Here is a 12,638-nt window from a genome sequence, read left to right as displayed (position 1 = left end):
GAATCAGATGAAGTGTATCTTCTGGTTAACCTTATTATTATTGACGCAAACTACTGTCTCGTTGAACGCAAGTAACGAGACAGATAGTTTGCGTTCTGTTTTAGTGGCTCTTCCTGCCGAGGAAAGAATGGAGCGGTTGAGTGAGTTGGCTTTGAGGCGGCTCGATGACGAAAATGGGTTTTATCCGAAATGGTTTTATCGGGAGGCTTTTGACGGTAAGGGCGACAAATACAAGTCGGATGCGTTATATCTGCTTGTCAGGCATTATTACGGGACGAATCCCGATAGTATGCGTTATTATATAAAGGAATCGGAGCCTTTGTTCTTGTCTGAGGGACGATATGAAGATTTGTGTCGGATGAAGGCTTGGAATATTTATTCGCTTTCGGCGGAAGGAAAACAGGATGCTGTGTTGCCTTCGGCTCGTGAGCTGGTGCAGCTGGCAAAGAAGATCGACTTTCCGGAAGGAGAGGAGATGGCGAACCAGGCTTTGGCTAATTTCTATTTGAAACATGGCTTGAAGAAAGAGGGTGTTGCTTTGTACGAAGAAGTCCTCTCCCGGATGGAACGGAGGAATGCACCTGTTATCAAGCGTTTTAATATTCTTCGGCAATTGGTGAATGCCAGTATTTCGGAAGGAGACCACGATCGCGCACTGGAGTTACTGAAGGCTTGTCTGTTGGAATGTGAGGAAAAAGGGGTGGCCGAGTTGGATGCCGAGACAAGTCTTGATTACGGTTGGTATGTTTATTTCCGTACAAGGGCTGCGGATGCATGTAGCGACAAAAATGCAAAAGAGGCAAAAGAGAACCTGGAGCAAGCTGAATATCTTGTGAAAAAACATAATTGGATCAGGGAAAAGATAACAATTGATAATATCAAATTCTATTATTTTCAACTGACCGGACGATATGCGGAGGCTCTGGCTGTTGCGGATGAGTTGTTGCAATGTATGCAGAAAGCGAACAAGTTTGCTGGGGTTTTGAACATCATGGAACAAAAAGCCAAATTGTATTACCTGATGGGTAACGGGATGGCTTCCGCCGGAACTTACCAGCAGTTTGTCGCTTTGAAAGATTCGTTTACCTCGGCCAAATACTATGACGAGCTGGCAAATCTGCGTACTCAGCACGATGTGGATAAGTTGGAACTGAAAAATAAGCAGATGGAGCTGGAAGCCTCGGAGACACATTCGCAGATCTTGATAATGGGGGGCGGACTGATTCTTTTGTTGTTGGCCTGCAGTACGCTTGGCTTTATTTCCTACTCCCGGCATAAATACAGCAAGCAGTTACAGGTAGCTAAGGAGAAAGCGGAAGAAGCCGATCGGATGAAGTCTGCTTTCCTTGCCAATATGAACCATGAGATACGGACACCTCTGAACGCCATAGTCGGCTTTTCCCAGGTGCTGGTCGATGAAGAGGATATGGAGGTACGACAGGAATACTTGAAGATTATCCAGAACAACAATGAACTGTTGCAACGGTTGGTAAATGATGTGTTGGATTTATCGAAGATCGAATCCAACTCGATGACGTTCTCCTTTTTCAATATCTATTTGCCGGAAATGATGGATGAGATTTATCGTTCGACGCAGCTTCGTATGCCTGAAAAGGTCGTTTTGGAGTTAAAAGAATGTCCCGCGATAAATTTTTATACAGATCGTATACGCCTTACGCAAATTATTACTAACTTGCTGAACAATGCGATAAAGCATACGGAAAAAGGTTTTATCCGTTTTGGGTATGATGTATTGGAGACGGAGATTAAGTTCTTTGTCGAAGATACGGGCGAGGGCATACCGGAGGATAAGTTGGAAAGTATTTTCAGCCGCTTTGTACAGTTGAGTGACTGGAGCAAAGGAGTCGGGCTGGGACTTGCTATCTGTAAGGGGTTGATTTCAAAAATGGGGGGTACGATTGCCGTGACTTCCAGATTGGGAGTTGGCTCTGTCTTTTACGTTACTTTACCCATTCAGAAAGCATAAGTGTGATTTTGGAAAATAAGTAGTGGATGAAAAGACTATTATTGAGGGTAATTTTATTATTATCATGGAGCTATTGTTGTACTTGTAAGGCTCAGTCTGTAGGTCGTCAATTGGGTGCGGATTCGTTGTTTTTGCGACAATTGTGTGACACCGTTATGAGTAAACAGGATAAAAGCGACAGTCAAGTGCTTTTCAAGAGGTTGCTGGACGAGTCCCGTAAGCGTCGGAATACCTATTATGAAGGAACAGCCCTTTTCCTGCTTGCGAAATATTATTACAGCGGTGAAGTCGATAGCATGGTTTATTACATACAACAAGCTATACCTTTATTATATAGGCAAAACAGATTGGAAGAACTTTTCCGCATGAAAGCCTGGTACGTTTATGCCTTGACAAGAGGAAAAAACAATAAGGCGGCGCTGGATAGCATCAATTCTCTGAAGCGGTTGGCTTTGGAACTCGATTATCCGGATGGAATAGATATGGCTAACCAGGCACTGGCCGATTACTATATGTCCAACAATTTGAAGCAGGAGGGGCTGGCTTTGTATGAAGATATCCTGACCGGAATGGAAAAGAAAAACGCTCCACTTGTCAAACGTATCAATATTATCCGCCAGCTTCTGAATAAAGCGCCGGGAGAGGAAAAGAAACTGGAATATTTAGGATTGTTGAAAAAGTATCTCGATCAGTGCGACCGGGATGGTATCGTAAAACTGGATGACGAGAATCCGGTCAGCACTCTTAAATATACGATGAATCGCGGATTTGCCATGACCTATCTCCATCTGGGCAAGAATGATCTGGCTCTGAAATATTTAAAACGGGCCGAAGCCCTGCTGAAAGAGTATAATATAGCCAATAGGCAGTTGGAGATAAAAACGATCTATGCCGTGTATTATAAAAACATCGGGGAACTGGATAAGTCGATAGCCTTGTACGATGAATTATTGCAGTGCTATGAGCATCTGAACAGAACGTCTGCTTATATTAATTTACTGAACAGTAAAGGGGACTTGCTGGTTAAAGCCCGGCGTTTTCAGGAGGCGGCGGAGGTCTTCCGGTTATATGCGATGAAGAATGACTCATTGTCTACCGCTAACTACTACAAGGAGTTGGCTAATATGCGAACCCGGCACAATGTCGACCAATTGGAACTGGCTAACCGGAAACTGGAGTTGGAAGCGTTGCGCGACCGTACCCAGATGTTTTATCTTTGGACCGGTGTGATCGCTCTTGTGTTCGTCTGTTGCCTGTTGTTTTTTCTTGTGTATCTGCACCGTCGGCATAGTATGCAATTGAAAAAGGCGAAAGAAAAAGCCGAGGAGTCGGATCGGCTGAAATCTGCTTTCCTGGCTAATATGAACCACGAGATTCGTACGCCATTGAATGCAATTGTCGGTTTTTCCCAAGTGTTGATCGATGAGGAAGACCAGGAGGCACGCAAGCAGTTTGCTGATATTATCCAAAGCAACAATGATTTGTTACAACGATTGATTTCGGATGTGTTGGATATTTCGAAGATCGAATCGAACACGATATCGCTTCATTATGCTGAATCCGACCTGTCTGTCCTGATGAGTGAGATTTATAATGTCATCCTGCTCAGGATGCCTGAAGGGGTGGAACTGCAACGGGCGGATAGCCCTCCCTGTATGCTGTATACTGACCGTAACCGCCTGACACAAGTACTGACAAACTTATTGACGAATGCGATTAAACACACGAAAGCCGGCTTTATCCGTTTCGGTTATGAAGTGGCGGAATCCGAAGTCTGTTTCTTTGTGCAAGATACGGGAGAAGGGATTCCGGAAGAACAGCAGGATCAGATATTCAGCCGTTTTGTCCAGCTTGACGACTGGAGCAAGGGTGTCGGGCTCGGCTTGGCCATTTGTAAAGGCTTGCTTGAGAAAATGAACGGATCCATCCGTGTGACTTCGAAAGTCGGTGAAGGTTCTGTCTTTTATGTAAAGTTGCCCCGTGTATAATATGAATTATAGCAAAGTTTTCTATTTTCTTTTCAAATGTTATCGAACACACCAAAAAAAGATTATATTTGCTGTCATATAAACAAACACATATTTTAATTTAATATCATGGAGAAATCAAGAAGATCCTTTTTTAAAAAAGGGCTGGCAGGAGCTATCCTGCTGGGCGCGGCAAGCGTGGCTAAGGCCGGATTGCCCGATCCCGTGAAGCCTAAGGCTGCCAAGGCCGTAAATCCTTTTCATTTGGGTGTGGCCGGGTATACATTTGTAAACTTTGACTTGGAAACTACGTTAAAAACTTTGCAGCGTCTGGATATTCATTATCTTTGTATCAAGGATTTCCACCTGCCGTTGGATAGCAATGACGAACAGATCAAGGCTTTCCATGACAAATGCGCTTCTTACGGTGTGACCGGATATGCTGTCGGTCCTATCTATATGAAGAGCGAGGCTGAAATCGATCGTGGTTTTGAATATGCGAAGCGGGTAGGAGTGAAAACGATTGTCGGCGTACCGAATTACGAGCTTTTGCCTTATGTGGACAAGAAAGTAAAAGAGTACGACTTCAATTATGCAATCCACTTGCACGGACCCGATATCAAGACATATCCGGATGCAACGGATGTTTGGGAACATACGAAAGATCTGGATCCGCGTATCGGCATGTGTCTGGATGTTGGTCACGACCTGCGTAATGGTTGCGATCCTGTTGCCGACTTGAAGAAATATCATACCCGTGTGTTCGATATGCACATTAAGGATGTGACGGATTCTTCCAAGGCTGGACGCGGTATCGAGATCGGACGCGGAAAGATAGACTTCCCCGCATTGATTCGTATGATGCGCGAAGTGAACTATACAGGAATGTGTAGTCTTGAATTCGAGAAGGATATGAAAGATCCTTTCCTCGGAATCGCAGAGTCTATAGGCTATTTCAAAGCCGTTAGTGATCTGGCATGATAAGAGTTATGATTTATGATTTGTGATTTATGATTTATGAAGCACAAGTTGTGAAACATAATTCATAAATTATAAATCATAAATGTAAAGATGAGAACAACGTTGTACCTGTTAATGGTCTGCCTGCTTTCGGCGTGCAGCACCGTTGAATATATCGGAATAGAAACTTATAATCCTGCCGAGATTACTTTCCCGAAGAATGTCGACAAGATTTTGATTGTTAATAACGCCATTCCCCAGCCCGACGATGTCGGCTATACCTATAATCTGTTTGGAACTGTACAAGATACGGCCCGCGCCCGTGCGGATAGCGCCTTGTATGATGCTTGCCGTTCCATGGGCAAATCGATAGTGGATGTTTCTTTTTTCAATGATGTCCTTCTTTATCATGATGGCACCCGTCAGGATACGAAATATTTGGTGGATGAAAAGTTGACACCCGAAGCGGTGAAAGAATTATGTCGGGAGACGGGGACGGATGCGATTATTTCGTTTGATCGCCTGTTGTTCCGGATGGAAAAGAATGTTGTCGCTTTTGCAGAAGGTTTTGTGGTAGGGGGTGTCGATGTCGAGATTACGGGAGTTGTCCGCAGTTATCTTCCCGGACGCGACAAGCCGTTGGCTACCGTTTATGTGCAGGATAGCGTTTTCTGGTCGGAAAGTGCGGATAATATGGAACAACTGAAACTTTACCTGCCGTCGCCGGATGAGGCCTTGCGGGCTGCCGGGCAGTTTATCGGTACGAAAGTTACTCCGAACTTTGTTCCTCACTGGGACAATGAAAGCCGCTGGTTTTACAAAGGAGAGGGGGCACGTTGGAAAGAAGCGACCGCCTATGCCTTGTCTGATAAATGGGAGGAAGCGGCTTCGCGTTGGAAACATGTGTATGAAAATTCTTCGAGTTGGAAGGCACGGGCAAAAGCAGCATCCAATCTGGCTTTATACTACGAAATGAATACTCAGTTGAAGGAGGCCTACAATTGGGCTGCTAAATCCTATGAGATATTTAAAAGTAAGAAGGGAGACGAATACAATTATACGAAAATGCAACGGATGTATGTAGAGGCTCTTGGCAAGCGTATTCGTTCGGACCAAAAACTAAATAAGCAATTTGGAGAATAATAATCTTATATTCTCTGAATTATTATTACTTTTGGCAGACGTTTCGAATAAAGAATAAATAATAAGATATGAGTGCAAATAATGCAAAGGTTCAGGCTGTCATAGAAACTACTTTCAATTCGGCCATCAATAAACTTGCAGCGAACGAAGCAGGCAACTGTTACAGCGATTTATACGTGCAGGTGGATGCCGAGAGCGGGGAGTTGCTTATTTATGACGAAGGGGATGCGCTGGTAGAAAAGACTATCATTTTCGATTGGGTGAATACGACATGTGATGACGATCAGTTCATTCAGCAGGTTTCTGCAACTTTGAAAGCCGTGCTTGCTGTTCTGGTTACGAAAAAAGTGTTTGATAACCCTTGTTTTCTGAAACCGTTCTCGGTAAGCTTGACGGATGAGGATTTCGCTGTTATAGAGGAACTTCTATTCGTGGATGATGAAAATCTGCGTTTGGATGATCCTTTGTTGAAAGATTTGGATGCAGATTTGGATGATTTTTTGGCAAAACTTCTTTCAGATGTCGAATAGAGTTATTATCTTTGCGCCCGCATTCAGGAAGTAAATGTTGCCGAAATAGCTCAGTTGGTAGAGCAACGCATTCGTAATGCGTAGGTCGCCGGTTCAAGTCCGGCTTTCGGCTCTGGAAAGGAAGAGGCAGTCGCTTTTTAGTGGCTGTCTTTTTTATTGGGGGAAAGTTATGTTTTCGACTGGAGAAGATGTGATTGAATTATTAATAAGCGTTGCAGAACGGATTACAATCTTTTCCAATAAGCCCTGCATCAGGGCGGTTCCGACTTAGGGAGAACCAAAAACAATCATCAACTTTACTTTACTGGCGGAAAAAGTGTATACAACAGAAGAATTTGTCAATGATGTGATGGCCATGTAGGAACGTTACCGGTTATTGTTTCCGAAAGCAACAGGCATCGCTATAGAAAGTAATAGTGTTTGCTTTCAGAAGCAATAGCTTTCGCGATCAGAGGCAATAGTCTTTGTTCCGAAAGGTGCTATACTTCCACGTGAAAGTATAGCACCTTTTTTTAGAGAGGACGTATGCTCTTAACGAATAGCATGCATCCTTTTTCCGGAAAGCGTGTACCCTTCCCCTTATAAGGATAAGGCTTTGCCGGACGGGAGCCGTAAAATGCGGGATAAGAGCAATAAATTTCCGGATGGGAATCGTTTTTTATAAATAGCCTTCACCCTTCACATTCCTATGTACACCTTGAAATATAGGTGATATAAGGTGAACCCTGTCTTTGTATGAGCCTTCACCCTGTATGCCTTGAATTACATTCTATACACATAAGTGTGAAGGGTGAAGGCACGTGTGATAATTATCGAATCTTACCTTTTTTGACGGAAGAAAGTAATCGTTTAGATGCAAAACAATGAAATATTCCTTTGAATCTTTACTATCTTTGCAGGTAATTCATCTTACACCGACAAAATAAATGAATGAGACCATACTAAACGGCTTATTAAATCTATTTGCTATTTTCGCTTCCTCCGTACGGATCGAAAGGGTGCAGGCAAGTCGTGCCGTTCATTCCTATCTCTCCAGTCACTTCGGGGTACGTTCCCATAAAGAATATATCGAACTCTACAATGCGTTGCGCGAGATGTACGACGATTCGCTCTTTGTGCTCGACAAAGAACAGATTGTCCGGAATATCTGCGAACAGATGAAAGTGAAGTTGCGGGCTGAAGAGCAGTTGCTCTTGCTGATCCGCTTCGTGGAGTTTGCCTATACGAACAGCGAGGAGGCGGACCAACACCTGGACCTGTTCCGCCTGGTGGCCGATATCTTTTCGATTCCCCGGGAAGAGTTTGACGATGCGCTTGCCTTTATCACGGGAAAACCTTCTCCGTCCTTGCTGACGATCAGCGGGGAGGAGGAAGAGGAGGCCAACCACATTACGCGGAAGGGGATGGAAGGTCTCATCCGTGTGTTCTATATCCGTCGGTTCGACAAGCATATTTTTACTTATCATGGAAGCGGGCAGGTCTTTATGAACGATATTCCGCTCTCGTCGGATATGTTTTATGCCTGGCAGCATAGCAGCGTGTTGAAGGGACCTTTGTTCCTGCCGGTCTATTACAGCAACCTGCTGGCCGTTTTTAATAAGAACGAACGCAAGGAGGTCATCCATCTGGCCGGGCGTGATATTGATTTTACATTTAAGAATAGCCATAACGGACTGCATAACTTCTCTTTCAACCTCGAATCCGGACAACTTGTAGCCATCATGGGCGGTAGCGGAGTAGGGAAGTCGACCTTGCTGGGTATCATGAACGGCAATATCCGCCCGGACAAGGGGATGATTACCGTTAACGGTCATCCGCTCGACTCTCCGGAGGCGCGCCAGTTGATCGGCTTTGTCCCGCAGGATGATTTGCTGATCGAGGAATTGACCGTCTATCAGAACCTTTTGTACACGGCGCGGCTTTGCTTCGCCCGTCTGACGGACGAGGAGATCGGGCAGCGCGTGGAAAAGGTATTGAAGGAGTTGGACCTGGAAGAGATCAAAGACCTCGAAGTCGGTTCCCCTATCCGTAAGACGATCAGCGGAGGGCAGCGGAAGCGCCTGAATATCGCTCTCGAACTGATACGTGAGCCGGCTATCCTGTATCTCGACGAACCGACGTCGGGCTTATCGTCGTCCGACTCCGAAAAGGTGATCATGCTTTTGAAAGAACAAACCCACCGGGGGAAACTGGTGGTGGTGAACATACACCAACCTTCGTCCGAAATCTATAAACTGTTCGACCGTCTGTGGCTGCTTGACCGGGGAGGCTATCCGATCTATGACGGGAACCCGATAGAGGCGATTACCTACTTCAAGCAGGCCGCCAAGTACACCGACCCCGATATCAGCGTGTGCAGCGTCTGTGGTAATGTGAATCCCGAACTGATCCTGAACATCATCGACTCCAAAAAGATCGACGATTCCGGTAACCAGACGAACATCCGGAAGTTCACGCCGGAGGAATGGCATGCCGAATACCTCGCTTCCCGTCCCGCTTTCCCGCCCGTCGGGGAGGAAGCATTGCCGGAGAACCAGCAGAAGAAACCTTCCTGGTTCAAACAATTCCTGATTTTCCTGGAAAGAAATATACGCACGAAGCTGACGAACAAGCAATATTTGGCTATCACCCTGCTGGAAGCCCCCTTGCTCGCGCTCATCGTCGCCCTCTTGACCCGCTACATGGACGGGGATGAATATACGTTGCTTGCCAACAAGAACTTTGTGTCTTATATCTTTATGTCGGTTATCGTTGTCACCTTTATGGGGTTGAGCATCAGTGCCGAGGAGATCATAAAGGACCGGACGATCCTGAAGCGCGAACATTTCCTCCGGTTGAGCAGGAGCAGCTATCTGACCTCCAAGATGGTGTATCTGTTGGCTGTGTCGGGGTTGCAATCGCTTCTGTTCATCGGGGTGGGTAACGCCATCATCGGGGTGGGGAGCGAAATGTTCGGCACGTGGTGGAGCATCCTGTGGGCTACGTCGTTCCTGGCGAACCTGACCGGGTTGATGCTTTCGCAGACGATGAGTTCGGTTGTCTCCATCTATATTACGATCCCGCTTCTGCTGATTCCCCAGATATTGCTTTGCGGCCTGGTCATCAAGTTTGACGACCTGAATATGCGGGCTTCGGACGAGAACATCGTGCCGCTGATCGGCGAGGTGATCCCGTCGCGTTGGGCCTTCGAGGCGTTGATGGTGGAGCAATTTCGGGATAATGCTTATAATAGTCCGTATTTCCCGATCGAGAAAGAAAAATATCTGGCGCAATATTATGAGAACGTGCATTCCCCGGAAGTGCGCAACCTGGCAGAGCAGGTCACGGCAAAAGACGATCCCGATAAACGGAAAACAGTCGAGAACGAACTGGCCGTATTGAGCCGTGCCGCCCGCATCGCTCCCCGCACGGAGGGAGAGAGCTACCTGGCGTATCTCGACAAAGTGGATGCCGCCCTGCACGAGCGGGCGCACAACTTCACGGCCTATCTCGACCAGGTCCAGCAGGAACGCAGCCGGAAAGAAGGAGCCGGACAATTGACGGAAATGAAGAAAGCCCATCACAATACGGCGATCGAAGACTTGGTTATGGGGACCGGAGCGCGCCATCTGTATAAGGTGGCGAACCATCGTATCTACCCGGCGATCGGGCAGATCTATGTGGAGCCCGACAACTGTCTGGGACGTGCCGCTTTCTACAGTCATGAGAAAAATTGGGCCGGATATCATATTTCTACTTATAAATTTAATTTATTGGTTATAGGTTTCTTTGCATTATTGGCGATTATCGCTATATTCGCAGAGTTTCCGGGACGTTTCCTGAAAAGGGACGAATTTTGAGGTCCGAAATAATAAATTATTAAATTATACAATATGAAAAAGAGTGTATTAAGCATGCTCGCCGTAGCAGCATTAGTGTTTGGAATGACTTCCTGCAACGGAGCCAAGAAAACAAGCGAAGAAGCCGAAAAGACTGAAGAAGCTGCTGTTATAGCAGGTAAGGCCCCGAAAGATCTGTTGACAGAGGAGTTGAAACAAGAGACAATTCAATTGTTGAAGGATATGCCGGATTCCGATATCCCTTACCGTCTTTCCACAGGTGAAGTAAAAGTAAATGTCGGTGATGTCAAATACATGGTTCCGGTCAGTAAGGCTGCCGAACTGAGCACTCCGACACAGAAAGCCCGCGCATTGGGCATGTACATGGCCGATTATAACGTACTGAAAGCGATCGGTCAGCCGACAGCCGAAGTGGAAGGTGTAATCGCCAAGTTGGCTACAGACCTCAATGTATCGTTCGTTTTGGATATCCTGAAAGAACAGGCTCCGAAAGATGCTACTAAGGAACAGTTGCAGGCATTCCTGAATGCACAGGAAGACAAGATCATCGAAAAGATGGCTGCCGAGAACAAGATGGATGCTGAAGTGGAAATGTTGGGTGCTGCATCTGCCGAATATGCTTGCCTCGTTGCCAACCCGACATTGGTTGTCAAGGGTGATGCCACATCTGCAGGTCTTTCTGCTAATATGGAAAAACGCGTCAGCATGTTGGAAGAAGTGGTTGCCGATCTGGCTGCTTACTATCCTGACTTGAAACAGTTAGGCGAAACAATCGCTCCGCTGAAAGAAAAGGTTACTTCCATCCAGAGCGCCCGTGAAGCGAATGCAGAGATCATGGGTATCCGTGATGCTTTGTTGAAATAAGATTCTCTATACATTAATATAATAAGTAGCCCGGCCTCCAAAAGGAAGCCGGGCTACTTATTTATGGGGGTTGGGCAACCCGCTTTTCCCGGTTGGGCAACTCGCCTCTCTGAGTTGGGCAACTCACGACTTCGAGTTGGGCAACTCCCGGTTTCGGGTTGGGCGACTCCCTTCCGTCACCCTTTGTAGCTGATCGAAAGCAATGTAATATCGTCCGATTGGACAGCGCCGACGACAAACTCGCCAACCGTTTCGGTAATCTTTTCCACCACCTCTTTCGGGTTTTTGCCGGCCAGCGCGCGGCAGTTTTCGAGCAGCCGTTGTTCGCTGTACAGCTCATGTTTCGTGTTCATCGCCTCCGTCACCCCGTCGGTATAGAGAAAGAGGTTATCGCCAGGCGACAGCTTCAATTCCTTTTCGTGGTAGCTGGCATCGTTGATTGCTCCCAGTATCATATCGCCTGTGGTCGGTACTTTGGAAACGGAACCGTCCTTTTTCATCAGGACAGGCGGGTTGTGACCCGCATTGCAATAGGTGACTACGCCCGTATGGATATTCAGGATTCCGTAGAATACGGTCACGAACATGTCATTCACACTTTCCTGGCAGAGGATGTTGTTGGAACGTTGCATACACATCGAAGCCGAGTTTTCGGTCAGCGCGATAGCCCGTATCACCGTCCGGCTGATCGCCATGAAGATGGCGGCGGGAACGCCTTTGCCCGATACGTCGGCAATGACGAAGCCTAAGCGGTCATGGCCGATGCGGAAGAAATCGTAGAAGTCGCCTCCCACATATTTGGCCGCATTCATGTATGCATACAGGTCGAACGATTGCAGCTCCGGGAACGGAGGGAATGTCTTGGGCAGGATCGTTTGCTGGATCTCCTGGGCGACGTGCAGGTCGTTTTGGATGGATTCGAGCTGCGTGTGTTCCTTTTGTGCCTGCTTGATGAAGGCGATTTGTTCGGCCGCCTTTTCGATGGTTCGCTCGAGGTCTTCGAGGTTGATCGGCTTGGTCGTGAAGTCGAAAGCCCCCTGGTTCATGGCGCTGCGGATATTCTCCATATCGCCGTAAGCCGATACCATGATGCATTTGAGTGCCGGGTTGCGCATTTCGTTGATCTTCGTGAGCAGTGTCAACCCGTCCATCTCCGGCATGTTGATGTCGCTCAGGATCACGTCGAAGTCCGGCATGGCAAGCATCATCTGGAGCGCTTCCAGCCCGTTGTGGGCGAAATGGAATTCATATTCGCCTTTCTTTATCTTGCGCCGGAAATATTGAGTCAACAGTATTTCCAGGTCCAGTTCGTCGTCTACACTTAATATTTTTATAGCCATAGTAGCGT

At 46.7% G+C, this 12,638-nt stretch carries 8 protein-coding genes and 1 tRNA gene; 8 read left to right on the top strand and 1 reads right to left on the bottom strand.

What is annotated here, in order from left to right; translation table 11 throughout:
• The first annotated feature begins 7 nt into the window (after positions 1-7).
• The 8 genes from ACPYIV_RS11590 (at position 8) to ACPYIV_RS11555 (ending at position 11,290) form a co-directional block, all read left to right on the top strand.
• Positions 8-1,987, top strand: a complete 1,980-nt coding sequence (locus tag ACPYIV_RS11590) for a tetratricopeptide repeat-containing sensor histidine kinase (protein WP_293740146.1) — start codon at positions 8-10, stop codon at positions 1,985-1,987.
• 155 nt (positions 1,988-2,142) lie between these two features.
• The gene (locus tag ACPYIV_RS11585) at positions 2,143-3,975 is read left to right on the top strand and encodes an ATP-binding protein (RefSeq protein WP_425883099.1); all 1,833 of its coding nucleotides are present in this window, start codon (positions 2,143-2,145) and stop codon (positions 3,973-3,975) included.
• A gap of 108 nt (positions 3,976-4,083) precedes the next feature.
• The gene (locus tag ACPYIV_RS11580; protein WP_293733134.1) at positions 4,084-4,935 is read left to right on the top strand and encodes a sugar phosphate isomerase/epimerase family protein; all 852 of its coding nucleotides are present in this window, start codon (positions 4,084-4,086) and stop codon (positions 4,933-4,935) included.
• A 90-nt stretch (positions 4,936-5,025) separates the two neighbouring features.
• Positions 5,026-6,057: a DUF6340 family protein gene (locus ACPYIV_RS11575; RefSeq protein ID WP_425883097.1), complete on the top strand. Its 1,032-nt coding sequence runs from the start codon at positions 5,026-5,028 to the stop codon at positions 6,055-6,057.
• Positions 6,058-6,125: 68 nt separating this feature from the next.
• Complete coding sequence (locus ACPYIV_RS11570) at positions 6,126-6,587, top strand: hypothetical protein (protein WP_293733132.1); 462 nt, start codon at positions 6,126-6,128, stop codon at positions 6,585-6,587.
• A gap of 39 nt (positions 6,588-6,626) precedes the next feature.
• Positions 6,627-6,699, top strand: a tRNA-Thr gene (locus ACPYIV_RS11565).
• Positions 6,700-7,513: 814 nt separating this feature from the next.
• A complete protein-coding gene (locus ACPYIV_RS11560; protein WP_425883095.1) occupies positions 7,514-10,426 on the top strand; it encodes an ATP-binding cassette domain-containing protein in 2,913 nt (970 codons plus the stop codon).
• A gap of 33 nt (positions 10,427-10,459) precedes the next feature.
• Entirely contained in the window at positions 10,460-11,290 is an 831-nt protein-coding gene (locus ACPYIV_RS11555) for a hypothetical protein (protein ID WP_425883093.1), read from the top strand.
• A gap of 176 nt (positions 11,291-11,466) precedes the next feature.
• On the opposite strand, the gene ACPYIV_RS11550 is transcribed toward ACPYIV_RS11555, so the two are convergent.
• The gene (locus ACPYIV_RS11550; protein WP_293733129.1) at positions 11,467-12,630 is read right to left on the bottom strand and encodes a PP2C family protein-serine/threonine phosphatase; all 1,164 of its coding nucleotides are present in this window, start codon (positions 12,628-12,630) and stop codon (positions 11,467-11,469) included.
• Positions 12,631-12,638 lie beyond the last annotated feature (8 nt).

Origin of the sequence: Parabacteroides vesiculifaciens (assembly GCF_049860805.1) — a bacterium.
In the GTDB taxonomy this organism is placed as follows: Bacteria; Bacteroidota; Bacteroidia; order Bacteroidales; family Tannerellaceae; genus Parabacteroides.
This window is presented reverse-complemented; position numbering and strand designations above follow the sequence as displayed.